The organism is Thermosynechococcus sp., from assembly GCF_046299635.1.
In the GTDB taxonomy this organism is placed as follows: Bacteria; Cyanobacteriota; Cyanobacteriia; order Thermosynechococcales; family Thermosynechococcaceae; genus Thermosynechococcus.
The window spans coordinates 1-26,227 of record NZ_JBKBHV010000021.1 but is presented as its reverse complement, the minus strand read 5'-3'; the positions used below and the strand labels follow the sequence as shown (position 1 = coordinate 26,227).

The following is a 26,227-nucleotide window of genomic DNA, read 5'->3' as shown; positions in this document are numbered from 1 at the left end:
AACCACAGCAGAGAAGAGTGTCTCCCCTGTATGTATCTCAGAAAAGGGCTGTATCTAATCTGGCACAATTATGATGCATCTTTTAGAGCCACTGCCCGTGACTGTGCCTACTATTTCTGAACGTTTTGCGCAATGTCGTGCCCACCAACGCTGTGCCCTCATTCCTTTTTTGACCGCCGGCGATCCTGATTTAGAGACGACGGTTGCCGCCCTCAAAGTCTTGGATGCCCATGGCGCAGATGTGATTGAACTGGGGATGCCCTATTCAGATCCCTTGGCCGATGGACCGATAATTCAGGCCGCCGCCACCCGCGCCCTGCAACGGGGAACTCGCCTCGAGGCGGTCTTAGAAATGACAACGGACTTGCACCGTCAACTCAGGGCACCACTGATTTTATTTACCTACTACAATCCCATCTATCATCGGGGGGTCTCTTCATTTCTTAAAGCCGTTGCCCAAGCCGGAATCAAGGGGTTAGTGATTCCTGATCTGCCCCTTGAGGAAGCGGAACCCCTACTCGCCGAGACAGCGAATTTGGGCTTGGAATTGACACTACTGATTGCGCCCACCACCTCAGCGGAACGGATGCAGGCGATCGCCACCGCTTCCCAAGGATTTATTTACCTAGTCAGCACCACCGGCGTCACGGGCATGCGCCAAGAAATGGCCAGTCGCGTTCAGGAACTGTTGCACACCCTACGGCAGATCACCCCCAAGCCCATTGGGGTGGGGTTCGGCATTGCCAGTCCCGAGCATGCCCGCCAAGTTCGCGATTGGGGCGCCGATGCCGCCATTGTCGGCAGTGCCTTTGTCAAACGTCTGGCAGAACCCGATCAGGGGGTCGCCGCCGTGGCCGAGTTTTGTCAGTCACTGCGCACCGCCCTTGATACGCCCTAGGGACGCACCGTCAACGAAAAGTAAATGCCATCGGATTGTAAGCTGCGGGTCTGACCAGGCAGATCAATCAGTGGCGCCGCGTACTGGAACTGAATGTCCAAGTTCGGGGTCGGTTGCACCAACAGTCCCATGCCTAGACCGGCAATCACATTATTGGGCACTGCACCCGCAGGATTACGGCTATTGTTCCAGACCACCCCCAGATCAAAGAGGGGAGCAAGGGAAATGAGGGGGCGACGATTGGCGGTGCGCAGTACGGGAAAACGAGCTTCGCTGGAGAACCGCAGGCCATTATCCCCGGAAAGGGCATTGGTCGAGTAACCCCGCACCGACAGAGGCCCGCCGATCACAAACTGGTGAAACGGGAGCAGGCTATTGGGACTAAGCTGGACATCGGTGCGCAAAATCAAGAAATTATCTGCCCAGAGGCGTTGTAGCCGCTGCCCCTGTCCCAGCCAGCTAAAGAAGGTACCATCCGGCGTCGGACTAGGGTTTTCTGTGGCGCCAAAGATGGGCAGGCCAAAGTTGAACTGCGAGCGAAAGACCCATGCCCCTTGGGGATCCCGGCGGGTATATTCTTGGCTGAGTTCAAGAACTCGGGTGGCACTATAGCCCGATCGGTCAGACCCAATGGAAATGACAGCCGGCACCCCACCGACAAATGTCTGGGCTGACTGCATGAGGAAGCCAATGCCAAAGGCCAGTTCCTCGCGGATATTGCGAATCACCGGTTGACGGAAGCTCGCTTGGTAAATCGAGGATTCACTGCGAATATTGAAGGCGGCAAGGGCGGGGGGGCGGGTAATTTCGCTGTCTGCTTGCACTGTGCGAATGGTGAAGGTGCCATTCATGGCATTGAGGGGTAGGCTATAGCCAAACTCCACGGCGTTGGACGCTCCCCAGTCAAACGTGCCGAGGTTATTACCAATCGCATAGGAGCCGTAAATACTGTCCCCACGACCACTGAGGTTGTTGTATCCCAAAAAGGCCGTGGCGCGATTGGGAGCGATCGCCGGTGGTGTGTTGTTATCCAGACCAAAGGCGGCATTAAACCAGCGGGCAGGAACCACCCGTACCAGCAAGAGACTGTCCTGGGGCGTCGTACCGGGTCGCAGACTAGCAGACAGATTGGCAAAGAGGGGATCTGTCCGCAAGAGGCGCAACTGCTCTTCTAGGCGATTGGAGTTGAGGGGCACGCCCGCACCGAGAGCAATACGACTGCGAATATAGCGCTGGATAATCCCTTTATTGCCTTCAATACGAATGTCCTCTAGACGGCCTTCAAGCACTTGAATCGTGATCACCCCATCCCGTGCCACCTGCTCACCTAAAATGGCGCGAGAAGTCAAATAGCCTCCCTCTAGATAGAGTTTTGTAATTGCATCGGCTGCACCCTGTAGTTCTGCAAGCGTCACCTGTCGCCCTTCAAGGGGCTTGATAATTGGATCAAATTCTGCTGGGCCAAATATAGTGCTACCTTCAACAACAATTTTCTGTACAGGTATTAAAATACTTTCCGACTCGGAGGGCCGGCTAGGGGGTGAAGGAGGGGGTTCAAGAATTGGTGGTGAGGGGGCTGGTAGGGGGGGTGAATCTGGTAGGGGGGGCTGAATGTCTTGCTGGGTGGGGGTAATGATTGGAATTGCCAGAGCAGGTAACGTCGCGCCCGTACTGCCGAGAATTGAAAGAATGGCAACGGGTGTAAATAAGTTTCTTTTCACGTCCTCAACCCCAATGTTTAATAATTTGGTTTTACATCAAGCAGCAGAATAGATGCTAAGATTTGTGCTCTTCTTCCTGTGGGGACAACCCAAGGATGCATTGGTGTGAGGAGTTATCGGTTCTTGCCTTCAGATTTTAGCGGATTATTTGTGGTTGTTGACAAGGTGGGGCGATCGCCCTTATCCCTCTGTAAACGCGATCAAGCTGGGGGAAGCGCCGTTTGGGCAGTACCATCAGGGCTATCAACAAGGGCAGATTCATCAATGGCCAAATCAAACCAAAAGGTACTGCCGACCCCCAATTCACTAATTAAATGAATTTGGGTATTGTGCTTGTGGATAATATCTTGGACAATCGCTAGCCCCAGCCCGGTTCCCTCTAGGGTATGCACGCGATTCTCGACGCGGAAAAACCGTTCAAAAACGCGGGGTTGATCCTCTGGGGCAATGCCCATACCCGTGTCGGCCACCTCAACCCGCACCCGTTCCTGCTCTGGATCGCTGGGGGGATGCCAGACATAGGCACGAATCGTCACTCGTCCATTTTCGGGCGTAAACTTCAGGGCATTACCCACCAAGTTAGTAAGCGCACCAATCAGCAGATCGTAGTTGCCCCAAACCGGTGGCAGTGGGTTTTCCACCTCAGCAGTCAGGGTAATGGACTTATTGGCAGCATTGAGTTGGTAGGTGCGCATGATCTGATCAATCACCTGCGCCATCTGCACGGAACCAAACTGATAGGGGCGACCCGATTCGAGGCGGGAAATATCGAGAAAATCATTGACAAGACGAGTCAGGCGATCGGTCTCGTGGTTAGCGGTTTCTAAGAATTCCTGCTGCTCTTTTTCACTGAGGCTGCTGCCGTACTCTTGAATGGTTTCGATGATCGATTTGATATTGAACAGAGGTGTGCGTAACTCATGGGAGACATTGCTAATCAGTTGCGCTTTGGCTTCGTTGAGTTCCACCTCACGGGTAATGTCTTGAATCGTAATCGCAATGCCCTTGGGGTTTTCCCGCTGCACATCCATGACTGTTGTCAGCAGAATCCGTACCGATCGCGAGCTAGGCTCTTGCAGCGTCACCCGAAATTCTCCCCCCTCTGACTCCCCACGAGACGCTTTGTAGAGGGGACAAGTGAGTTTTTCGCACACAGGTGCTGGAAAGCAGTTGAGGGCATTCTGGCCAATGACGTTCATGCCCTCCCAATTGAAGAGGCGCTGAGCTGTGGGGTTCACGAGAATAATCCGCATGTCTGTATCCAGCAAAATTGCCCCATCGGCAATGGTGGACACCAAGGTATCCAGTTTGGCTTTCTCGGCTTGGAGTTCCTCAATGTTTTGGGCTTCGTAGGAGGCAAGACGCTCGGCCATGTCATTAAAGCTGGTGATCAACTCCCCCAATTCACCGCCAAAGGGCAGGTCAATCCGTTGCTTAAAATTCCCGGCTGCAATGTTTTTTACCCCCTGCACCAATTCTTTGATGGGTTGGGTAATGGTGAGGGCATTGAAGACGCCCCCCAAAATCACCATGATCCACAGCGAAACAAAGACAGCGATCGTCAAATCGCGGGTAAGATTGGCAGAGGTAATAAACGCTTGGTTCGGGTTAATCCCCAAGGCAACAACCCCTAAGTTTTCACCATTAAAGGTCAGGGGGACAAAAACATCAGCAACTAGGCCATCAGGGGTTTGGTGTTGGCGCACCAAGGGTTCTTGGCTAGCACGATAGGTCTCTGGCAGTTGAATACGGCGGCGGAGCGTCAGGGCACTTTCCACTTGAGGGGCAGAGTAGGGCAGGCCATAGTAAATTTCCCCTTCGGGATCCGCATAGAGAATATAGCGAATGCTAGCACTGCGCTCATAGAACTTACGGGAAAATTCAGCGACGGCAGCGGTATCCCCTTTGGCCACGAGGGGTGCTACATCAGCGGCTAGGAGTAACCCTAAATCGCGGCCATAGCGGGTGTCATTGAGGTGGGCATTGGTTTGAATGGTGTTTACCGCCCAAAAGGTGAGGCCACTCATGATGATCGAGACCACAAGGGTTGCTGTGGCCATGAGGCGGGTTTGAATCTTGAATTCTGACCACCAACGGGCAATTTCCCGTAATTTATCGCTCCAGTTCCCTTGGGTTTTCTCCGTTTTCAAAACCACCATTGCGCCTAATGTACGAAAAATTTTCCCTGATTCTACGGGATTTTGGTTACATCTTTATTGTGGCATCTGAGAGGGGTTCCAAACGGGCAAACTCTTCAATGCGGCGGCTATAGCGTTGTAGCATCTGCTCACTCCATGTGGCATCGGGGCTGTTGACATACAGGTGTACCAATGGCTCACTGGCATCGGGTAGAATCAGCACCCAGTGGTCAGTATTGGGTTCACCAATTTTGACGCCGTCAATGAGACTTAAATGGTTGCGGGGATGGGTTTCCACTAAGTGGCGCATCAATGACCCTTTGGCAATCCAAGGACAGCGAATCGTACGGTGATAGTAGTGGACGCGGGGCAGTTCTTGGCGCATCCCGGTGAGGGGCTTACCAATCAGTGCCAGCAGTTCGATCAAGGTGGCGATTGTAAACATGGCGTCAAATCCCGGATGCAGTTGCGGGAAGATAAAACCCGTTTCTGCGGCACCCCCAAGGACAACGCCACTGTGGTGCTGGCAGGCTTCCATGAGATCGGTCGGGTTGGTGCGACTGCGGATAATTTGTCCGTCTTGCTGACGGGCGATCGCCTCCACGGCACTAGAGGTTGTAACCGGCACTACTACTGTCCCTCCCGGATGGGTCAAGAGGGTCAAGTAGGTCATTAGAGCTGTGAGTTCTTGGTCACTAAACACTTGACCGGCATTGTCCACCAAGGTCAACCGTTCGCCATTGGCCGAGACTTGGACTCCTAAACTGGCAGAAAGTGCTGTCACCACCTGTCCCAGTTCCCGCAGCAGCCGCTGGCGCTCGAGAATATTTAGGGGCGTCGGGTGGAGAGTGGCATTGAGAACCACGGCATCACAGCCAAACTTACTGAGGATTTGCGGCAAGACAACCCCAGAAACGGCATAGGCATAGTCAATCACAATTTTGGCGGGGCTACCGTAAAATAGTTGTGTATTCAGCCACTTTTCAAAGCCCTGGGCATAGGCGGCCACACAGTTGTTGGGATGGGTCATGACACCGACATCCGTCAGCAGGGCACGGCGAATCTCTTCGCGGAAGTAGGCGGTTTCAATTTGCCGCTCTTTGGCTTTACTGAGGTTGATGCCCTTGTGGTCAAAAAACTCAATCAAGAGCTGATCGGCGCGATCGGGATGGGCACGCACATGAATCCCCCCACTGACTGAGAGGGTTTGGGCGGCAAAGCGGGCAATCGGCAGGGCGATCGCCTCCAAGTTGAGGACATGAATCCCCACCGACATCAACCCCGACATCAGGGCATGGGCCACCATCCGCGACACATTTCGCTGATCTCGCGACACCAGCACACTGGTTCCCGGCTCTAGGGTGGAGGCATAGGCTGCCGCCAGCCGCACGGCAAATTCCGGTGTAATGTCCACATTGGCCACACCGGCCACACCCCGCTGACCAAAGAGATAACGCTGCCCCGTTGTGCCCCAGATCAGGCTTTCATTCACAATGGCGCCTGCTTCAATGCGTTTTCCCGGCCAGAGCCGCACCCCCTGACTGAGGCTGGCTTCCTCGCCCACTACACAGCGACTGCCAATAATTACCCCTTCGTGTAGTGTCACATGGCGATCGACGTGGACATGACGCGCTAAAATGCAATGCTCCAATTCACTGTCATCCCCAATAAAACAGCCACTCCAAGCCACCACTGAGCGCAAGCGACTGCCATTGCCAACAATCACGTTATCCCCCAAGACCGTCCCTGCTCCAAGGGTGACCCCCGCACCGAAGCGGCAGTTATTTCCCAAGACCAGCGGCGCCTGTAGCTGAACCGTTTGGGCTAGGGTGGTGTTGTGCCCCACCCAAATTTGTGGCTGAATTTCGTGCCCCTGAATCTCCAAGTGGACACGGCCATAAAGGGCATCCTGTTGCACCTGTTGATAGGTTTGCAGACTACCGACATCGCACCAATAGGCATCGGTGATATAGCCATACATCGGCACATCCGCTTGCAACAGCAACGGGAACAAATCCCGCGAAAAATCTCGCTCGATACCGCTATTGAGATAATCCATCACAGTGGGGCTGAGGATGTAGATGCCCGTATTCACTGTATCTGTAAAGACTTCCCCTGCGGAGGGCTTCTCCAAAAACCGCCGCACCCGGCCATCGCTATCGGTAAAGACAATGCCAAACTCCTTGGGCTGAGGCACACGGGCAAGGATCAGAGTTACGGGAGCACCGTGCTGCTGGTGAAAACGCAGAGCATCGCTTAAATCCACATCGGTAATGCTATCGCCGCTGACCACTAAGAAGGGATCCGTCAAGAGAGTGGCAATGTTTTTTACCGAGCCTGCTGTGCCAAGGGGCTGCTCTTCCTCAACAACATAGCTCAGGTGCACACCAAACTCATTTCCATCGCCAAAATAGTCCCGCACGACATCGGGGAGATAGTGCAATGTCATGACTACATCATCAAGGCTATGGCGGCGCAGGAGATTGAGAATATGCTCGGCAATGGGACGATTGACCACTGGCACCATTGGTTTGGGTAGATCGCAGGTGAGGGGGCGCAGCCGAGTACCACTTCCCCCTGCCATAAGGACGACACGCACTGTTTTCTCCTTTGTCAAACCTCGCCCTAGGATTCCAGTGTAGGAGAGGACGGAAGGCTCAGGGGGTCGGGTCAGGGAAACTGCAATCATTTTTGACACTCCAGACCCTGCTGCCTACAAAAAAACCTACCCTTGTGGAGGGCAGGTTCAGACTGACGATAGGACGCGATCGCGCCTAGGCAGTAAAGCCAGCTTTATATTCGGCGATCGCCTCTTTTAGGAGGGCTTCAGCTTTTTCGTCCAGTTTTTGGGTGGTGCGGATAATCTCGCCGTATTCTGGCTTGCTCGTATGCAGGTAGTCCCGCAGACCGGCAACAAACTTGGCCACAGATTCAACGGGAATATCGTCAAGGTAGCCATTGGTACCGGCGTAAATGGTGGCCACTTGGTATTCCACCGGAATCGGCGAGTATTGGGGCTGCTTAAGAATTTCCCGCAGCCGTTGACCCCGCGCCAGTTGGTTCTGGGTGGCTTTATCCAAGTCGGAGGCAAACTGGGCAAAGGCTTGCAGTTCATCGAATTGCGCCAATTCCAGTTTCAGTTTCCCCGCCACCTGTTTCATGGCTTTGATTTGGGCAGCAGAGCCTACCCGCGACACAGAAATCCCGGCGTTAATGGCAGGACGCAAGCCGGCGTTAAAGAGGTCAGAGGAGAGGAAGATTTGACCGTCGGTAATGGAAATCACGTTGGTGGGAATGTAGGCAGACACGTCACCAGCTTGGGTTTCAACCACAGGAAGGGCCGTCATGCTGCCACCGCCGAGGGCATCGTTGAGTTTGGCAGCACGCTCCAGCAGGCGAGAGTGGAGATAAAACACATCCCCTGGATAGGCTTCACGACCGGGGGGACGACGCAGCAGCAGCGACATTTGCCGATAGGCTTGAGCCTGTTTGGAGAGGTCATCATAGATGACGAGGGTGTGCTTGCCTTGGTACATGAAGTACTCAGCAATGGTGGCACCTGTGTAGGGGGCAAGGTACTGCAAGGCGGCTGGATCACTGGCGTTGGCAGCAATCACAATCGTGTAGTCCAGCGCACCCCGCTCCCGCAGCACGTTCACCACTTGAGCCACACTGGAAGCTTTTTGACCAATGGCCACATAGACGCAAATCACGTCTTGGCCTTTCTGGTTCAGAATCGTGTCAATGGCAACAGCTGTTTTCCCCGTCTGGCGATCGCCAATGATCAGTTCCCGCTGACCACGACCAATGGGAATCATGGCGTCAATGGCGGTAATCCCCGTTTGCAGCGGCTCACACACGGATTTGCGCTGGACAATGCCGGGAGCGGGGGATTCAATCAGGCGAGTCGCCGTCGTGTGGATCTCTCCCTTGCCATCAATCGGGCGAACCAAGGCATCCACCACACGGCCAATCACTGCTTCTCCAACAGGCACTGAGGCAATTCTGCCGGTGGCGCGCACTGTACTGCCTTCTTCAATGCCAAGGCCATCACCCATCAGCACCACACCCACGTTATCTTCTTCGAGGTTAAGGGCAATCCCCACGGTGCCGTCTTCAAATTCCACCAATTCTGAGGCCATCACTTTGTCAAGGCCATAGACACGGGCAATACCATCGCCCACCTGCAAAACAGTACCGACATTATCGACTTTGATCGACTGTTCGTACTGCTCGATTTGTTGGCGAATAATGCTACTGATTTCGTCGGGTCGGATACTTACCATAGGAAGTCGCTCTCAAGGGTTGAACAGTTGACAAAGGAAACGTTAGGCGGATTGCGCCAAGGTGAGACTGAGGCGGCGGAGTTGACCCCGCAGGCTGGCATCAAAGATTTGGGAACCCACTTTAATCACCACGCCCCCAATCAGTTCGGGATCGCAGGCAGTGACAAGCTCCACATCGGCAGCACTGGTCATGGCTTTGACCTTTTCGACCACTGCACGGCGTTGATCGTCGTTGAGTTCGACGGCACTGGTGACTTCTGCCAAGACCACATTGCGGAGCTTGCGTACAAGAGCACGATACTGCTCACAAATAGGGCCAAGAAAGTTAATTCGCCGCCGATCCACAAGCAACATCAAGAAGTTGAGGAAGTAGCCGTGTACCTTATCCACGGTTAACTGCCGCAGCACATTCTTTTTGGCTTCAGCCTTGATCAGTGGATTCGCCAGAAACTGTTGCAGTTCACTGGAGTTGGCCAAAAGTTCCAGAATTAACTGCGTATCCTGCTGAAACTGATCAATGAGGTTATGGGCTTGTGCCAATGACAGGAGTGCCTCGGCATAGGGTTCAACAAGTTCACCACGGACAGTGGTCTGCATCATTTGCCTCCTAGTAGGGCAATACTGCGATCAACAAGGGTGCGTTGAAGGTCTGGATTTTGGCTCAAACGCGCTTTGAGTTGGTTTTCGGCCTCTGCAAGTGCCATAGCGGCAATCCGCTCACGAATTTCAGCGATCGCCCGCTCCGTAGCAGCGCTCGTATCTTGGGAAGCAGCCGCTTTCAGGCGCTCGATTTCCCGCTTAGCTTGGGCGATGAGTTCTTCTTTTGTAGCCTTGGCACGGGCAAGAGCCTCTTCGCGAATGCGTTGCGCTTCTTGTTTGGCCTGAGCCAGTTTTTGCTGCTCTTCAGCAAGGCGGGCAGCAGCCACTTTCTGGCGTTCTTCTGCGTCCGCAAGGGCAGCGGCAATCTGTTGCTGGCGATCGGCCAAGGTTTTGCCAAGGACACCTCGGCCAAAGTACACCAATACCCCAATCAGGATGGCAAGGTTGATCACATTGGTTTCGAGCAAGTTGGTGTTAAGACCAAAGTGCCCCGCCTCTTCCATTGCCAATAGAAATACTGCGTCCATGACCCACACTCCTAGGCCAGTAATTTTGATAGTAACTGCTCACTCAAGCTGGCAACTTGACCCTCAAGCGCTTGCAGTGTCGCTTGTTTTTGCTGATCAATCTCTGCTTGAATCTTGAGTAATTCTGCCTGCACGGCCTGCTGTGCTTCGGCAATTTCGGCAGTGGCAATTTTTTGTGCCTCGGCTCTGGCCTCTTCAATCAGGGCTTGGGCTTGACGACGGGTACTGGCCAATTCCTGCTCATACTGCTGAGCCAGTTCAGTGGCCTGTTGCAACCGCTCCTTAGCTTGCTGCAAATTGGTTCGGATATACTCATCCCGACTGTCCAATGCCTGACCCAAGGGCTTGTACAGCAGCGCATTCAGAATGACGGTCAAGATTAGGAATTGCACAGCCATCAGGGGTAGGGTGGCATCAAAATCAAACATCAGCCTCTCCAGAATGGGGGACCGGGGGAAAGCTCATCCAAGCCTCCCCCACTGGGGTTAATTAGGATGCAAAGGGGTTGGCAAACAGGAGCACCAACGCAATCACCAGACCATAGATGGTCAGGGACTCCATGAACGCAAGGGTCAGCAGCAAGGTACCGCGAATTTTACCTTCCGCTTCGGGTTGCCGCGCAATCCCTTCTAGAGCTTGACCAGAAGCATTCCCTTGAGCTAGGCCGGGTCCTAGAGAAGCCAAGCCAACAGCCAGAGCAGCAGCCAAAACAGAAGCAGAAGCGACTAACGGATCCATAGTTGATTTCCTCGAGACGTAGTAGGACGAAACAAAATTTCCAGAGATAACAATAGCAGGGTATGTACCCCTTTTAGGAGTGAGCCTCTTCGTGCTCGCTGCCATGTCCCTCCATGGCCTCCCCAATATAGGTGGCTGCGAGGGTGGCAAACACAAGGGCTTGAATGGCACTGGTAAAGAGTCCCAAGGCCATCACGGGCAAGGGCACAAACAAGGGTACCAGCAACACCAAGACCCCCACCACCAATTCATCCGCTAGGATGTTGCCAAAAAGACGGAAGCTCAGGGAAAGGGGTTTTGTAAAATCTTCCAAGATGGCAATCGGAAGCAATACCGGCGTTGGCTCAATGTACTTGGTGAAATACTTCAGCCCTCGCTTGCGTAGCCCAGCATAGAAATAGGCCAAGGAGACCAGCAAAGCCAAGGCTACAGTGGTATTGATGTCGTTGGTGGGGGCTGCTAGCTCCCCTTCTGGCAGTTCAATGAGTTTCCACGGTACCAGTGCGCCTGACCAGTTACACACAAAAATGAACAGGAACAGTGTTCCCACAAAAGGAACCCAAGCTCGGTACTCGTGCTCACCCATTTGGCTCTTGGTCAAGTCACGGATGAATTCCAGCGCATATTCCATTAGGTTTTGAATACCACTGGGCACCTGTTGAATCTTCCGCGAGGCGGCAAAGGCCGCCGCAATTAAGATGACCATCACAAACCAAGTGGCAATGAACACTTGACCGTGAACTCTCAAGTTGCCAATGTGCCAATAAAAATGGTGCCCTACCTCTAACTTGGCAAAGGGAAGAGCTGTCCAAAGGTGTATCAAAGGCATCATGCCTCCGCGCTCGGTTGTCTAAGCACTACAGTGAACCAGTGTTAAGGGGACGGCAAAACCGTACGAAACATATAGACCAGAATGGCCGCTTTGTAGGTTAAGAACCCCAAGAACACTGGAATAATATGTAGCTCTTGCCAGCGGGCTGCCAAAGTAATCACAACCACAACGACAAGAAGCTGTGTTTTTGCCAGCTTTTTTTGGTCATTTCCTAGGCGCTCCACACTGCGGGCGAGGAGCCGCAGATAAATTAGGCTCGCACTTGCCCCTAAAAGGTAATTCAGGGCTGTGTTAAGGCCGTAAATGAGCCAAACTGTTCCAAAGGCGATCGCCATCAGCACGAGGCTTGTCGTGAATAATTCGCGACAGATTTGATAAAACTCGGCCATCGAGCCACCCTTCTTTGGGGAATTGGCAACGGTTGATGGGGCAGAGGGTGCTGAAGCAGAATCGGGAACGGTCACAGCAGGATACGGAGCATCCGAGGATGCCTTGAACTGGCCACTAAGCATCCTATCACGCAGTGGTTACATTTCATTACATGATGCTCCTGCATCTATATCGCTGTTCATTTCTCTGCGAATGTGCCGCTCAAGCAGTTGAAAAATTTCCCGTAAGCGTTGAGGATTAGTGAGGTAAAGGTATCCCAGTAGGGCTTCAAAGCCGGTGGCTTGGCGGTAAATTTTTGCAGCGACCCGTTTGGGGCCATCGGTAGCGGCATTGCGACCCTGACGAACAATAGAGCGTTCAGTTTCGGTGCAATGTTCCCAAAGGAAGTCCATGTAACGGGCTTGGCTTTCAGCCCGGACATGTGCCACCACTTGGCGGTGGTAAGCATTAATGCGTTGAGGTGGGGTTAAAAAAAGCCAACGGATAAACAGTTCATAGACGGCGTCACCAAAGTAGGCCAACGCCGCTGGCGGCAGTTGATGAGCGGGAATTTTGGGGGGCGCAAGGGGCAATAGTTCCGCAGAGTCAAGCATGACGTTTCAGCAAAGGCACCCCCCTTGGTTGTACCATCCAAAGAACTGAAGTGTTTAAGAATGAGTCTCCCCTGTAATTTGGGCGATCGCCGTCGCCAGATCCGGCTGAAGGGGCAAAAAGTTTTCTAGACGAACAAGTTTGACGGTTTGGGTAACGCGGGGGTTAGTGACGATTTGCAGTTGTCCGTGATGCTCCTGGGCTTTTTTGGCCAGTTGTACCAAAATGCCGAGGCCAGAGCTGTCAATAAACTCAATTTTTGAAAGATCTAGGATAACGTTGGCAGGCCCATCGTCAAAACACTTGCTAATAACCTTGCGAAAGGCCGACTCGGAAAATGCATCAATGAGACCCGTTAGGCGAAACACTTGATAGTTATCGCGAATCTCACGGGTACCCCTTAGGCTTTGGGTGAGGGCAAGTGGTTCAGAAATGAGAGCCTCCTTTGCCGATAACTGGACACACAAAACGGTAGAAGATAAGTATAAGTAAACGCGGCATGCTTGTCTATTGCCTGATGAGCAACTCAACAAAAGTTTGGAAGTTTGGCGGCGCAAGCCCCTGCGGGTTTTGGCGATCGCTATTGCACTTGCCTGATTAACCGCTCCCAAAAAAAAATGAGCAAAGATTAGTCCCGACGATGAACTGCCGCAAGTTAAGGCCGCAACCAACGCATGTATTTGGTGTTATTTTCTAGTGTGTTTAGGATGGACGAGCAATGAGCTTGCGCCTCTTTTGGCATCGTCGCGATCTGCGCCTTAGCGACAGTGTGGGGTTAGCTGCTGCCACTGCCCAAACCCCCAAAGTGGTTGGTGTTTTCTGCTTTGACCCCGCAATTCTCAGAGCCTCGGATATTGCGGCGGTGCGGGTAACATACCTCATCGGCTGCCTCCAAGCTTTGCAGGAGAGCTATCAGCGGGCGGGAGGGAGCTTTTTGATTTTCCAAGGTGACCCGCGTCAAATCGTGCCCCAAGTGGCCAGTGGCCTAGGGGCAGTGGCGGTGCACTGGCATGAGGATGTGGAACCCTATGGTCGCGATCGCGATCGCGCCGTGGCTACCGCCCTCAAAGAAAAAGGAATTGCCGTGGAAACCGCCTGGGATCAACTCCTGCATCCCCCACAGGCCGTACAAACCCAACAGGGACAGCCCTACACCGTCTATTCCCCCTTTTGGCGCAATTGGTCAAGCTTGGCAAAACCGGCGCCTGTGCCTCCCCCCACCCACCTTGAACCCCTGACAGAAGCAGAACAAGCCACAGCAACGGCGCTAGGGGCTATACCTCTTCCCACCGCCAAGGACTTGGGATTTCACTGGTCGGGAGAATTGATCCTTGCTCCCGGCGAAGCCGCTGCCCAAGCGCAACTGGAGACATTTATTAACCAGCACATTCAAGACTATGGCGAGCAACGCAACTATCCGGCACAGCCCGGAACCTCCCTCTTAAGCCCTGCTCTGAAGTTAGGGATTCTTGGTATTCGCCATGTCTGGGCAGCCAGTCAGGCCGCTATGGCCACAGCCCGCAGTGAAGAGGCACAAACGAGTATTCGCACGTGGCAGCAGGAATTGGCTTGGCGGGAGTTCTATCAGCACGCCCTCTACTGGTTTCCCCACTTGGCGGAACATCCCCATCGCGAAGGATTTGCCACCTTCCCTTGGGTGAATAATGCAGAACACTTTGCTGCTTGGTGTGAAGGTCGCACGGGCTACCCGATTGTAGATGCAGCGATGCGCCAACTCAATGAAACCGGTTGGATGCACAACCGCTGTCGCATGATCGTGGCCAGTTTTCTCACCAAGGACTTGATCATCAATCCCCGCTGGGGCGAGCGGTACTTTATGCAAAAGCTCATTGATGGGGATCTGGCGGCCAATAATGGAGGGTGGCAGTGGAGTGCCTCTAGTGGTATGGATCCAAAGCCGCTGCGGATTTTTAACCCCGCCAGTCAAGCGCAAAAATTTGACCCAGAGGCGGAGTACATTCGCCGTTGGCTACCAGAATTGCAATCCCTTGACACCGCCGATCTGGTCACAGGCAACATTTCGCCTCTAGAGCGGCATCGCTGCGGTTATCCCCTACCAATTGTGGATCACAGGCAGCAACAGCAGCGATTTAAGCAACTCTATCAACAGCATTTTCGTTCACCCAGCGTTCAAGGATAAAATTGCCATTCCCCTGATCAGCGCAACAGCGTTATCCTGAAAAAGAACGATTTTTGCGGTTGCATCGCGCCCATGAATATCCTTGGTAGTCTGCTCACTCCCCCCCCCACCCCTGTCCAAACCCGTCCCCGCCGTGGCATTGAAATTAAGTCCAAGCGAGAAATTGAGATCATGCGCCAAGCCTCGCGAATTGTGGCGACGGTGCTCAAGGAAATTTCCCAGATGATTGAGCCGGGGATGACGACGGCGGATCTCGATGCTTATGCCGAAAAACGGATTCGGGAAATGGGGGCAACACCGAGCTTCAAAGGCTATCAGGGCTTTCCGGCCTCCATTTGCGCCTGCATCAACAACGAAGTGGTTCACGGCATCCCTAGCCCCCGCAAGGTGATTCGCAATGGCGACATCGTTAAGGTTGACACCGGTGCCTACTACAACGGCTTCCATGGGGACTCCTGCATCACGATTCCCGTCGGAGAGATTTCTGAGGAAGCTGCCAAGCTGGTAAAAGTGGCGGAAGAAGCCCTCTACCGAGGCATTGAGCAGGTCAAAGAAGGCAACTACCTCATGGATTTGGCCGGCGCCATTCAGGATTATGTGGAAGCCAATGGCTTTGTGGTGGTGGAAGACTTTACCGGCCATGGCGTGGGGCGTAACCTTCACGAAGAGCCTTCAGTGTTTAATTTCCGCACTAACGAACTGAAGAATGTGCGGCTGCGGGCAGGGATGACCTTGGCCATTGAACCGATTGTGAATGCGGGGTCAAAACAGGTGCGCATTTTGCGCGATCGCTGGACGGCGGTTACGGTGGACAATTCCCTCTCAGCCCAATTTGAGCACACGGTCTTGGTCACCAAAACGGGCTACGAAATCCTCACCGATCGCACCCTTGTTTAGCCCCCATGACTAAAATTCCCCCCGAAGTTCTCGAGCGCCACTGCTTTTGCCGCAGTCGCAAGTTCTTTTTTGAGGTCAATCAATACCGCCTGCCCCATGGTTCTGTATCGGTGTTGGGAACCGTGCGTCATCCGGGAGGGGCTTTGGCTGTCCCTGTGACCCCAGAGGGCAACCTGATTCTCGTCAAACAATACCGCTTTGCCACCGAGGAATACCTGCTAGAGTTTCCGGCGGGCACCGTTGAGGATTACGAAAACCCCTTTGCCACAATTGAGCGGGAGATTGAAGAGGAAACGGGCTACCGCGCCCACCACTGGCAAAAACTGGGGGAGTTCTACATTGCCCCCGGCTATTCCGACGAAGTGATCTATGCCTATTTGGCCACCGAACTGCAGAAATTAGACGCCCCTCCGCCCCAAGACGCTGATGAGCACATTGAAATTGTGCAATTTTCCCTCCCCGAATTGGCAGCCGCAATTCATAGCGGCCAAGTGAAAGATGCCAAAACTGTTACCAGCTTCTATCTGGCGTTGCCCTATCTTCAAGCTGCTTGCGCAATTCACTAGGCAATTAAATAGCTTCGTAAACGTTTGTAAGCATCCTGCCCCTCCCCCCGTCTTAACTCCTCAAGATGAGATAATGCGGAAATAATCCAAAGGTTGTCCGTGCTGATGCACAGCCCTTTGAAATCGGACATTAGTGAGTTTTTGATTGTCGAAGTATGGAGCTAACCCATCGGCCTCGCCGTTTACGCCGCACCGCTCAAATTCGTCGCTTGGTGCGCGAGCATACCCTGACCACGGCAGATTTGATCTATCCGGTCTTTGTGATGGAGGGGGAAGATCAGGTGCAGGAAGTCCCCTCGATGCCCGACTGCTATCGCTATACACTGGATCGCCTGATTTTGGAATTGAAGGAGGTCTATGCCTTGGGCATTGGGGCGATCGCCCTGTTTCCCTTGATTCCAGAGCACCTCAAGGACAATGCCGGTACCGAAAGCTACAATCCCGATGGCCTTGTCCAGCGATCGCTACGGGCAATTAAGGCCGTCTTACCCGACCTGCTGATCTTTACTGATGTTGCCCTTGATCCCTACAGCAGTGAAGGCCATGACGGCATTGTTAAAGATGGCGAAATTCTCAATGACGAAACCGTCGAAGTCCTCGTCAAACAGGCGGTGAGTCAAGCCGCTGCCGGTGCCGATTTTGTGGCTCCGTCGGATATGATGGACGGCCGGGTCGGTGCCATTCGGGTCGGTCTGGATGCCGCCGGCTATACCCACGTGGGGATTCTCGCCTACTCCGCTAAATACGCCTCCGCCTACTATGGCCCCTTTCGCGATGCCTTGGATTCAGCACCGAAGTTTGGCGACAAAAAAACCTACCAAATGGATCCTGCCAATATCCGTGAAGCGGTGCGGGAGGTCAGCTTGGATATCGAGGAGGGAGCCGATATCGTGATGGTCAAGCCAGCGCTTGCCTACATGGATGTGATTGCTCAATTAAAGCAGGTGAGCGATGTGCCGGTGGCGGCCTACAATGTTTCTGGGGAGTATGCAATGGTGAAAGCAGCTGCCCGCAATGGTTGGATTGATGAGAAAAAAGTGGTGCTAGAAACCCTCCTTGGCTTCAAGCGGGCAGGTGCCGATGTCATTCTCACCTACCATGCCAAGCAAGTAGCGCAGTGGCTGCAAGAGAGCGTAGATTAAGTACTCGCTTCTCGCAGTTGACGAGTCGTTTGAATCCAACGGGCAATCATTTTGTCCACTCGCTCATCGAGCTTGGGATCGCTCAATTGCCCCTCTGGTGTGAAGGCTTGCCATGCTTGACCAATGGCCACCTGTTCGGGAATCACCCAGGCATGTACCCAGCGCAGAATCACCCGTAGATCATTGAGGGCATTGCTGTTGGTTTGGCCACCAAGGACACTCATGATGGCGACTACTTTGCCGCTGAGATGTTCAAAGCTGAGGAGATCAAGGGAGTTCTTTAGCACACCGCTAACGCTGCCGTGGTACTCCGGGGTTACCAGCAGGATGCCGTCGGCTTCCTTGACTTTGGCTTGAAACGTGGCCACATCGGGATAGTCGGGGTAGCTTTCCGCACCGGTACAAAAGGGGAGCGTCATCTGCCGTAAATCAAGGCGTTCCACGCTGACACCTTGGGCGGCTGCTTTGGCAATGGCAACCTCTAATGCACTTTGGGAATAGGAGCCATCCCGCAGACTCCCTGCCCAACCAATGAATTTAAGCATAAACAAACTCGTAATGACTATGGCTTATTATACAAAATTTAGATTTGTAAAGACATCCTCTCTATGATGGGATCTCGCTAAGGGAAATGCAGCCACCCGTGGCCATTTGGGCGATAACTCGTTGTAACTGCGCTAGCGATCGCTCGGCCTCAGTATAGCGATCTTTCCAATGCTGGACAGCAGTTTCCTGCTCCCGTGCCTGTTGTGCTTGATGGAGAATTTGTTCTTGCAGTTCGGCAATTTGGGCTTCTAGGTGGTGTAGGCGTTCCTGTTGTTGGCTGGTGCGCGCCTCTAGTTCTTGATTGTAGTGCTGGGTAGTCATGTATTGCAGCCGCTGCTGCTGATAGTCCCGTTCTAATTGCTGTAACTTGGTTTGAGTTTTGAGCAGGGTTTTACTGAGTCCTTGAATGACGTTGTTTTTACTGGCTTCTGATCCTTGAGCCTGTTGCAGCGCACTAATGATCCGTTCTTGGGTTTCAATTAAATGATTGGCTTGGGTGAGGCGACGGTTGAGATCGTCTATTTGCATCTGGCGATCGCTCAACTCGAAGCGGGCTTGTTCAAGGCGGGTTTGCAGCAGACTTTTTTCTTCTTGGATTTGTCGCAGTTGGGATTCCAAGAGTTGGCATTCCTGTTCCCGTTGTCGCAGGAGGCGATGGCTATTCACCAATTTGGCTTCGAGGCCATCTTGCGCTTTTAGTAGCCGATCCACCTCCTGATGGAGGTGCTCAATTTCCGTTTGCGATTGCTGAAGAATCGTTTCCAAGGATTGACGATGGTGGCTCATTTCGGCCAACTCGTGGGCACAGGTGGCTTGGGAGCGCAATTGTTCTTGGAGAGCCACGATCGCCTGCTGCTGAATCTGAGCCATCTCCTCAGTACGCGCCAGTAAATCCTCAAGAAAGGCCTGATTGCGCAGTTGTTGCTTTAGTTCATTGATATAGTGCTGGCACTGATCAATGGCTTGCTCTAAATGCTGAATGCGCCGTTGGCTGTTCTCACCCTCTGCATCAGTTACTAGTGAGCTTTCCGCCGCAGGCTCAGAAATTATCGGATTCCATGGAAAACTAAGTTGCTTGGGGGGCTGTGTTTCCATTGCAGCGGGTGTGAGAATGATGCCACTCTTCCTTAGTTTAAGGGTACAGGGAATCGGGGCTAAACACGGGTCAACACGAAGAGGCTACCTTCATTGCCTCGGGCAATTCGCAAATCCTCATCGAGGTAGGTAATGTCCAGCCAGCCCTGTTGATCATTGCTGTTGAGGGGCACATCTAGGGCAAGCAGCGGCTGACGGCTGTGGAGTTGAGGAATGAATTGGGCGGGTGAGTAGTAGTTGAGCCACTGGCGCAGGCCGACAATGGAGCGTTCAAAGTACACCTGTACCCGCTGCTGGGTTAGGGGTTCAAACCGCGCCAACACGCTGATAATTCCCTCAAGGAAGGGCAGACCATAGAGTTCAGCAATATTGTAGATGCGCTGCTGTTGCGGACGAATGCACTGATAAATTTGCCCCAGCTTTACGACGGGAGAGCGATCTAAGGCAAGAAGGGCCTGACTGCTGGTGTAGATTAGTCGCCAATCCCCGGCCAGTTTTTCAGGGGCATTGAGGGGATCTGGGGTGGGATTCACGGCTTCAAGGGAGGCGGCAAGGGCGGCCACCTGTTGGCGATCGCGCGGTGTGGCTAAAATGCCTCGATTCAGGCCAGCGATCGCCATCAACAATTCTGTTTTTGGCATAATTCACCCCTCCTTGTGCAAGAAACTTTTTCACTCCAATGGGTTGCGTCAAGACCCCCCTGATTCGAGAATGGGAAAAATCCCTCTCCCATTCAGGTTAGCGAAATGCGGATCGCGCTATTTACTGAGACATTTTTGCCCAAAATTGATGGCATCGTTACCCGTCTGTGTCAAACCGTCCGACATCTGCAACGGAATGGCCATCAGGTGTTGGTAGTGGCTCCCGAGGGTGGGCTAGATCATTACGAAGGCGCGCAGATCTATGGCGTTTCCGGTTTTCCCCTCCCATTGTATCCTGAACTCAAATTAGCGCTGCCGCGACCCGCCATTGGTCAAGCTTTGGCTGCTTTTGAACCCGATCTGATCCATGTGGCGAACCCGGCAGTCTTGGGGTTAGCAGGTCTGTACTATGCAGAGAAATTCCGCTTGCCCTTGGTGGCCTCTTACCACACCCACCTGCCGCAATATCTGAAGTACTATGGCCTAGGGTTCCTAGAGGGGGTGCTCTGGTCGCTGCTGCGCTGGGGGCATAACCGCGCCCACTTGAATTTGTGTACTTCGACGGCAATGGTGGCAGAACTCAAGGCGCATGGCATTTGCCATCTCGAGCTCTGGCAGCGGGGGGTGGACGTGGAGTTGTTTCATCCGCAGTACCAAAGTCGAGAAATGCGCTACTTTCTCAGTCAAGGGCATCCGGAAGCGCCCCTGCTACTTTATGTCGGTCGCCTCTCCGCTGAAAAGGAAATTGAGCAAATCAAGCCTATTCTAGAGCAGATACCACAGGCACGACTGGCACTGGTGGGCAATGGCCCCCACCGCGAAGCGCTGGAAAAACACTTTGCCGGCACCCCTACCCATTTTGTCGGCTATCTGCGGGGGGAACGCCTAGCGGCTGCCTTCGCTTCAGCGGATGTCTTTGTCTTTCCCTCGCGCACGGAAACCCTTGGTTTGGTTCTTTTGGAGGCGATGGCGGCGGGCTGCCCCGTAGTGGCTGCCAATAGTGGCGGCATTCCCGATATTGTGACCGATGGGGTAAATGGGTTTTTGTTTGATCCGGCGGATCCCCAAGGGGCAATTAGGGCTTGTCAGCGTCTTTTTGATTCACCGGGCGATCGCGAGACTATTCGCCACCATGCCCGTCAAGAAGCGGAACGCTGGAGCTGGGCAGCGGCCACCCAGCAACTAGAGGAGTACTATCGGTCACTTTTGCCGGTTTCCCAACGGGATGTGGCTCTCAGTCGTTAACCCAACCCCTGATCCGCTTCTCTTAACTGCGGCAGCTCTAGGGTGGCCTGCTTCCCTTGGAGAACCACGTAAAAGCCCCCCAGCCCAAGGGGGTCAATGAGTTGGTGGAGCGATTGATGGCGGTTTAAGGCTTGGCGGAGATTGCCGTTCCGCTGTTGTTGGGCAAGGAGGCGATCGCCCAAACCCAAGGCCATGAGAAACAAACTCTGACGGGTGACATAGAGGGTTTCCAGACCGAATTGCTCACCGTAGCGGATCAGCGCCGTTATATCCACATGGGCGGTAATATCCTGCTCCCCCACAAAGCGATAGGGATTGGCGTGGCAGCGGTGGCGGTAGTAGCACTGCAAGGTGCCCTCACAGCGGGCGGGATGATAGTACTGCCGAGCGGGATACCCATAGTCAATAGTGAGGACAAAGCCCCGCTCGAGACGCTGACTCAGATCTCTTAACCACGGGATCAGGTGCAAATTCACCTCCGTGCGGTAGCCTTCCCCATAGCCCTGTTGCGACGGATCAATGCCCACCGTGGCAAAGTACTCATGGATGCGATTGTCCTTGAGGGGAGACAAAACCTCTTGAAATGCCCCTTGGCTATCAAGGGTCACATAGATTTCCTGCCAATTGCCCCCCTGCCATTGCAGCCGATGGACGGGAAAGGCATCCACCACTTCGTTGCTGAAGATGCAGCCGCTGATCGGTTCAGCAGCAGTCTCAGAGCCTTGCCAGCGCAGGCGATCGCCCCACCGTGCCAAGCGTTGCTGTTGGCGTTCCCGCAAACTGGGGGACTGCTCCTGAATTCGGTACTCCAAGGCAGCAAAGAAGTCGGGATAGGTGACTTGGCTATAGCCCAAGACCCCATCGGCAAACTCCCCTTCGCCGGCGCCCATCTCCAGTAGCGTGAACCGTTGGGGGCAATCCAAAGCATGCCACATCTGCACAAAGGCATCGGTGAGCAGCTCGGCAAAATCCCTTGTCAGACTACTGGAAGTAAGGAAGTCACCCCGCCGCCCAATCTGGATCTGGGGACGGTTGTAGTAGCCCCACTGTGGGGCGTACAGCGCCAAGGCCATAAACTCACAGAAGGAAATGGCACCGGCGGCTTGGATCCGTTCCTGAATGGCAGCAAATAGCGGATTGTCCATCAGCATTCCTCATCCACGCCGGCAATGGGGGCAAAGCCTTGACGTTGCCCATTCTCGGTCACCACCCGGGGTTCGAGGAATTGCAGCAGGTAAGCGTCCACCGGCTTTAGAGCCAATCCCCGACAGCTTAAAGCTCCCAAAGAGCCGCCGATCCACGATCGCTCCCGTAATGCCACGGTTAATGTAGAGGTTGTCCACGGCAAATCTATACGGTCAAGTCAAATAGACTCCATTCCATTGTTTAGATTTGCTGCTTATTTCCTGCTTCATCGAAGTCTCAAGAGCGACGCTCTCAAGGGGGATTATTTCTCTATAGGCTTCAAGACCCCCAGAGCTTGGGGTACTGAGCAAATTTTAACAGATGGAGCCTCCCACCGCCGCAGGGTTGGGGACACACCCTTTCATTTTGCCGCTTGAGAAGAGGATATCCATTGTTACCAGCATGCCCTGCTTGCGCAAACGGCCAACGGTTTTCGGCAGCTGCTCGGCGGTTTCACCGGCAATCTATTTGTGGGCAAGGGCTTGAACGGCGGTCATGAACGGGGTCGCCGCCGCTGGCGCCGGCAGGGAATCTGGTGGGGCAAAATTCAGGAGCTTTTTTAGCTGTTAGTCAACCCTTCCGGCAGTTCTACAGCGGGGTCACGGAGGTATTCTTGAAGGTGGCGGGCTACCTCGGTTTTACGGCGCAGACTGAGCAGGCAGTCAATGAGGCGAAAGAGCTGTACCCGCAGGCGTTCATCTTCGATGCGTATGTGCTCCCGCAGTTGACTGAAAAAGTTGCGGGATTCATGGCTAGCAGTCCACAGTTGACGGGCGATCGCAAGTGTCTCTGCTTCGTAGAGATCACTCATTGAGAAAAAAGGGAGTGGGGAGGCATTTCCTCTATTTCCCATGTTGCTCCGGCAAGATAACGGCCTAGGCACGCAACTGCTAGCGGGGACGAATAAAGCGGCGGTTGGCTCGCACCAAGCAAATCTGCTCGTCCTTTCCAAGAGCCACCTTTAGCCAAGGCAAACCACGATTATCCGGGATCATGGCAAAGCCTGCCGGGGCAAGATTTGCCCTCAACACCGTGCCGCGCGGAAAACGACGCACCACCGGCCAGTGCCGAATGTCTGTCGGCGGCCAGTGAGCCATAGGACTATACCACGCCTTTGGGGCTTGGGGGAACCAACGACAGTTGAGGCCTTTGACATCTGGATCCACCACCACCCAAGTGCGATGCCCGGTGCGTAAGGGGTAGTCTCCGTTGCGGTTGGGTTGGGGTAAAGTGGGGTGTTGGGCAAGGAGCGGCAGAAGTAGTAAGGTTGTCCAGACCCTTCGATTCATTCGTTCTTCTCCTATGAGCCATGGGGGTTCTACATCTGTGGTGGCACAATCGCCGACCTATGCCAGCGTGTTGGTGGACTGCGTGGGAGCCGCTGACGCCTACACCTACCGCATTCCCGACAATTGGGCGGTGCAGGGGGGGGACGTGGTGGAGGTGCCCTTTGGTGCCCAGGTGGTGCGGGGAATTGTGCTGGCGGTTCAAGAAGAGCGGCCACCGACCGTTGCGCCGGAGCAGGTGCGATCGCTCCTCGAAATTGTTGACCAACAGTTGTTCCCTAAGGCGTATTGGGCACTTCTTGAGCAGATGGCCACCTACTACTGCACGCCGTTGATCCAAGTGGTTCGCACCGCCCTGCCACCCGGTGTCTTGGGGCGATCGCAACGGCGGGTGCGCCTACGGCCACACCAAGGACTTCCCCCCCTTTCAGAACAAGGGCAACATCTGCTGCGCTTTCTCCAGAGCAAGGGCAGGGGGGACTACAGTGTGCGCTATCTTCAGCAACGATTTGCCAACCTCGGGCGTGCTCTTCGGGAGCTGGAACGCCTAGGTGTGGTGGAAACCTATCTGGCGGCGCCTACCCGTCAACAGGTCAAACAGCAGCAGGCGGTCGTTCTCCTGCGGAGTGAAGGGGAAGGCTTAACGCAGCGGCAGCGGCAAATCCTGCATTATTTACGGCAACAGGATCGCGATTGTTGGCTACAGGAGGTGCTTAAAGCCACGGGCAGCGGTGCCTCAACGCTGCGTCGTTTAGCCGAGAAAGGATACCTTGCCATTGTGGCACAGCCGTCCTACCGCTTAGCGCAAGGGGTAGAGGTGGCTGCAGATGCTCCCAAGACCTTAACCCCAGCTCAGACGGCGGCGCTCGGCGCGATTTCAGAGCAGTTTGAGAGGGCACAGACTTTTTTGCTGCATGGGGTGACCGGCTCCGGTAAAACGGAAGTCTATCTTCAGGCGATTGCGCGGTGTTTAGAGCGGGGGCGATCGGCGTTATTGCTGGTGCCGGAGATTGCCCTGACCCCCCAATTGACGGATCGGGTACGGGCGCGCTTTGGCGATCGCCTGCTGGTCTATCACAGCGGCCTCAGTGACGGCGAACGCTACGATACATGGCGGCTCACCCTCCAGCCGGAGCCACGGGTGGTGATTGGAACCCGTTCCGCAATTCTGCTGCCCTTAGTGGGGTTGGGGTTAATTATTCTAGACGAAGCGCACGACAGTAGCTACAAACAGGATTCGCCGCAGCCTTGCTACGATGCGCGTACCCTTGCGGAATGGCGATCGCACCAGCAGTTCTGTCCCTTAGTCTTGGGAACGGCGACGCCTTCCTTGGACATTTGGCAACGTACCTTCGGCAAAGCCGGCAACATTCGCTATCTGCCGTTGCCGCAACGGATTCATGGTGCCCCCTTGCCACCCATTACCGTTGTGGACATGCGCGAAGAATTTCGTCGCGGGAACCGTTCCATGTTGAGTCGGTTCTTACAGGAGGCATTGGCGGATTTGAAGGGGCAGCAAGCCATTTTATTTGTGCCACGGCGCGGTCATAACACCTTTGTGGCCTGCCGCAGTTGCGGGACGGCGCTCTATTGTCCCCATTGCAGTGTTTCTTTGACCGTCCACCTATTTGACGAACAGCAGACCACAAATGTCCTGCGCTGTCACTACTGCGGATATCAGCAGGCTTTTCCAGAGCGATGCCCTAAGTGTGATTCTCCCTACTTGAAACCCTTTGGGGGGGGTACCCAGCGAGTGGTGGCCGAACTGAACCGCCGTTTTCCGCAGTTGCGGGTGTTGCGCTTTGACAGTGATACCACCCGTGGTAAAGAGGGACATCGGCAACTCCTGAAGCAATTCGTGGCCGGTGAGGCGGATGTGATGGTGGGAACGCAAATGCTCACCAAAGGGATTGATATTCCCGAAGTGGCTTTAGTCGGGATTTTAGCCGCAGATAGTTTGCTGCACCTGCCCCAGTATCACGCGGGGGAGCGCGCCTTTCAATTACTCACCCAAGTGGCAGGACGTTGTGGCCGAGGAGAAGCGCCTGGGCGGGTAATCCTGCAAACCTATGTGCCCGAACATTCGGTGATTCAAGCGGTTAAACGCTATGACTGGGAGGGGTTTGCCGCAACGGAACAGCAGCAGCGGCAGTTACTGGGGTATCCCCCCTATGGTCGGTTGATCCTTTTGCGCTTGAGTGATCCCGATGCCGACAGTCTTGCAGCTACGGCGATGGCCATTGCCGACCGTTTACGAACCCTTGCTCCCGTTGGGGAAGGGCGATGGGAAGTGTTAGGTCCTATAGAAGCGGTCATTCATAAAATCGCCGACCGTTACCGTTGGCAAATTATACTCAAGGGCAATGTGGAAAACGACGTTGCAGAACTCAGCAAAGCCTTGGTTCAACTCAAAGAGCAATGTCCCCGCTCCACTTATCTAAGCATTGATGTTGATCCTCTCAATTTTCTGTAATCCCTCCCATAGATTGCGGGGCATTTTAGCGAGGCAAGGCAAAACCTAGGAAGCACAAGGACTAGGAGCGATCGCTAGCCATTTAGGGACTTCTCAGAAGCACAACTAATACCAATTCAATTTGAAGATAGTCCTAATATGAGGCTGAGTAATGAACGACCAAGCCGTCAGAGACTGAATGACCTGCGCCGCCATCTGTGACAATACATCTTGTAGCTTCTGCCGCAGCGCGTCAAGTGTCTCAAAGGACTACCATGCCAATGCCGCTC

Annotated in this window: 25 protein-coding genes and 1 pseudogene; 7 read left to right on the top strand and 19 right to left on the bottom strand. The window is 54.0% G+C overall.

What is annotated here, in order from left to right:
• Positions 1–103: 103 nt before the first annotated feature.
• Positions 104–898 (top strand): tryptophan synthase subunit alpha, encoded by a 795-nt coding sequence (gene trpA / locus ACK4IR_RS09255; protein ID WP_409874097.1) that lies wholly within the window; start codon positions 104–106, stop codon positions 896–898.
• On the opposite strand, the gene ACK4IR_RS09250 is transcribed toward trpA, so the two are convergent.
• The 12 genes from ACK4IR_RS09250 to ACK4IR_RS09195 form a co-directional block, all read right to left on the bottom strand.
• Complete coding sequence (locus ACK4IR_RS09250) at positions 895–2,619, bottom strand: ShlB/FhaC/HecB family hemolysin secretion/activation protein (RefSeq protein WP_409874079.1); 1,725 nt, start codon at positions 2,617–2,619, stop codon at positions 895–897. The two genes, trpA and ACK4IR_RS09250, sit on opposite strands and share 4 nt — an antisense overlap.
• A gap of 200 nt (positions 2,620–2,819) precedes the next feature.
• Positions 2,820–4,778: a two-component system sensor histidine kinase NblS gene (gene nblS / locus ACK4IR_RS09245; protein ID WP_409874078.1), complete on the bottom strand. Its 1,959-nt coding sequence runs from the start codon at positions 4,776–4,778 to the stop codon at positions 2,820–2,822.
• Between the two features lie 46 nt (positions 4,779–4,824).
• Entirely contained in the window at positions 4,825–7,356 is a 2,532-nt protein-coding gene (locus ACK4IR_RS09240; protein WP_409874077.1) for a sugar phosphate nucleotidyltransferase, read from the bottom strand.
• A gap of 175 nt (positions 7,357–7,531) precedes the next feature.
• Positions 7,532–9,043, bottom strand: a complete 1,512-nt coding sequence (gene atpA, locus ACK4IR_RS09235; RefSeq protein WP_409874076.1) for a F0F1 ATP synthase subunit alpha — start codon at positions 9,041–9,043, stop codon at positions 7,532–7,534.
• 42 nt (positions 9,044–9,085) lie between these two features.
• Positions 9,086–9,643, bottom strand: coding sequence for an ATP synthase F1 subunit delta (gene atpH, locus ACK4IR_RS09230; protein ID WP_409874075.1), 558 nt, complete (start codon positions 9,641–9,643; stop codon positions 9,086–9,088).
• Positions 9,640–10,170, bottom strand: a complete 531-nt coding sequence (locus tag ACK4IR_RS09225) for a F0F1 ATP synthase subunit B (RefSeq protein WP_409874074.1) — start codon at positions 10,168–10,170, stop codon at positions 9,640–9,642. The genes atpH and ACK4IR_RS09225 overlap by 4 nt, the downstream gene beginning before the upstream one ends.
• An 11-nt stretch (positions 10,171–10,181) precedes the next feature.
• Entirely contained in the window at positions 10,182–10,598 is a 417-nt protein-coding gene (locus ACK4IR_RS09220; RefSeq protein WP_409874073.1) for a F0F1 ATP synthase subunit B', read from the bottom strand.
• A gap of 61 nt (positions 10,599–10,659) precedes the next feature.
• Positions 10,660–10,908, bottom strand: a complete 249-nt coding sequence (gene atpE / locus ACK4IR_RS09215; protein WP_297050668.1) for an ATP synthase F0 subunit C — start codon at positions 10,906–10,908, stop codon at positions 10,660–10,662.
• A gap of 73 nt (positions 10,909–10,981) precedes the next feature.
• On the bottom strand, positions 10,982–11,740 hold the full coding sequence (gene atpB / locus ACK4IR_RS09210) for a F0F1 ATP synthase subunit A (RefSeq protein ID WP_409874072.1): 759 nt from the start codon (positions 11,738–11,740) through the stop codon (positions 10,982–10,984).
• A gap of 41 nt (positions 11,741–11,781) precedes the next feature.
• On the bottom strand, positions 11,782–12,204 hold the full coding sequence (locus tag ACK4IR_RS09205; protein WP_409874071.1) for an ATP synthase subunit I: 423 nt from the start codon (positions 12,202–12,204) through the stop codon (positions 11,782–11,784).
• A gap of 63 nt (positions 12,205–12,267) precedes the next feature.
• Positions 12,268–12,723, bottom strand: coding sequence for a Mini-ribonuclease 3 (locus tag ACK4IR_RS09200; RefSeq protein ID WP_409874070.1), 456 nt, complete (start codon positions 12,721–12,723; stop codon positions 12,268–12,270).
• A gap of 54 nt (positions 12,724–12,777) precedes the next feature.
• A complete protein-coding gene (locus ACK4IR_RS09195) occupies positions 12,778–13,188 on the bottom strand; it encodes an STAS domain-containing protein (protein WP_409874069.1) in 411 nt (136 codons plus the stop codon).
• 251 nt (positions 13,189–13,439) lie between these two features.
• Here ACK4IR_RS09195 and ACK4IR_RS09190 point away from each other — a divergent pair, with 251 nt between their 5' ends.
• The 4 genes from ACK4IR_RS09190 to hemB all read left to right on the top strand — a co-directional run bounded on the left by ACK4IR_RS09190 (position 13,440) and on the right by hemB (position 17,487).
• Positions 13,440–14,882: a deoxyribodipyrimidine photo-lyase, 8-HDF type gene (locus tag ACK4IR_RS09190; protein WP_409874068.1), complete on the top strand. Its 1,443-nt coding sequence runs from the start codon at positions 13,440–13,442 to the stop codon at positions 14,880–14,882.
• A gap of 72 nt (positions 14,883–14,954) precedes the next feature.
• A complete protein-coding gene (gene map, locus ACK4IR_RS09185; RefSeq protein ID WP_409874067.1) occupies positions 14,955–15,779 on the top strand; it encodes a type I methionyl aminopeptidase in 825 nt (274 codons plus the stop codon).
• A gap of 5 nt (positions 15,780–15,784) precedes the next feature.
• Positions 15,785–16,345: an NUDIX hydrolase gene (locus ACK4IR_RS09180; RefSeq protein WP_409874066.1), complete on the top strand. Its 561-nt coding sequence runs from the start codon at positions 15,785–15,787 to the stop codon at positions 16,343–16,345.
• Positions 16,346–16,500: 155 nt separating this feature from the next.
• A complete protein-coding gene (hemB, locus tag ACK4IR_RS09175) occupies positions 16,501–17,487 on the top strand; it encodes a porphobilinogen synthase (RefSeq protein WP_409874065.1) in 987 nt (328 codons plus the stop codon).
• Here hemB and ACK4IR_RS09170 read toward each other — a convergent pair.
• The 3 genes from ACK4IR_RS09170 to ACK4IR_RS09160 form a co-directional block, all read right to left on the bottom strand.
• A complete protein-coding gene (locus ACK4IR_RS09170) occupies positions 17,484–18,032 on the bottom strand; it encodes an NADPH-dependent FMN reductase (RefSeq protein ID WP_409874064.1) in 549 nt (182 codons plus the stop codon). The two genes, hemB and ACK4IR_RS09170, sit on opposite strands and share 4 nt — an antisense overlap.
• Positions 18,033–18,093: 61 nt before the next feature.
• Positions 18,094–19,128: a hypothetical protein gene (locus ACK4IR_RS09165; RefSeq protein WP_409874063.1), complete on the bottom strand. Its 1,035-nt coding sequence runs from the start codon at positions 19,126–19,128 to the stop codon at positions 18,094–18,096.
• A 59-nt stretch (positions 19,129–19,187) separates the two neighbouring features.
• Complete coding sequence (locus ACK4IR_RS09160) at positions 19,188–19,769, bottom strand: PAP/fibrillin family protein (protein ID WP_409874062.1); 582 nt, start codon at positions 19,767–19,769, stop codon at positions 19,188–19,190.
• Positions 19,770–19,874: 105 nt separating this feature from the next.
• Between ACK4IR_RS09160 and ACK4IR_RS09155 the strand changes: the two genes are divergently transcribed.
• A complete protein-coding gene (locus tag ACK4IR_RS09155) occupies positions 19,875–21,014 on the top strand; it encodes a glycosyltransferase family 4 protein (RefSeq protein WP_409874061.1) in 1,140 nt (379 codons plus the stop codon).
• Here ACK4IR_RS09155 and ACK4IR_RS09150 read toward each other — a convergent pair.
• The 4 genes and pseudogenes from ACK4IR_RS09150 to ACK4IR_RS09135 form a co-directional block, all read right to left on the bottom strand.
• Positions 21,011–22,159, bottom strand: coding sequence for a class I SAM-dependent methyltransferase (locus tag ACK4IR_RS09150; protein ID WP_409874060.1), 1,149 nt, complete (start codon positions 22,157–22,159; stop codon positions 21,011–21,013). The genes ACK4IR_RS09155 and ACK4IR_RS09150 overlap by 4 nt on opposite strands.
• Positions 22,159–22,363: pseudogene (locus ACK4IR_RS09145) on the bottom strand (hypothetical protein); the annotation flags it as partial. The gene ACK4IR_RS09150 and the pseudogene ACK4IR_RS09145, both read right to left, overlap by 1 nt.
• 395 nt (positions 22,364–22,758) lie before the next feature.
• Positions 22,759–23,010 carry a hypothetical protein gene (locus tag ACK4IR_RS09140; RefSeq protein ID WP_409874059.1) on the bottom strand — a complete coding sequence of 84 codons (252 nt, stop codon included), beginning with the start codon at positions 23,008–23,010 and terminating at the stop codon, positions 22,759–22,761.
• A gap of 79 nt (positions 23,011–23,089) precedes the next feature.
• Positions 23,090–23,488 (bottom strand): hypothetical protein, encoded by a 399-nt coding sequence (locus ACK4IR_RS09135; protein ID WP_409874058.1) that lies wholly within the window; start codon positions 23,486–23,488, stop codon positions 23,090–23,092.
• A 37-nt stretch (positions 23,489–23,525) separates the two neighbouring features.
• Here ACK4IR_RS09135 and priA point away from each other — a divergent pair, with 37 nt between their 5' ends.
• A complete protein-coding gene (gene priA / locus ACK4IR_RS09130) occupies positions 23,526–25,958 on the top strand; it encodes a primosomal protein N' (protein ID WP_409874057.1) in 2,433 nt (810 codons plus the stop codon).
• The last annotated feature ends 269 nt before the right edge of the window (positions 25,959–26,227 follow it).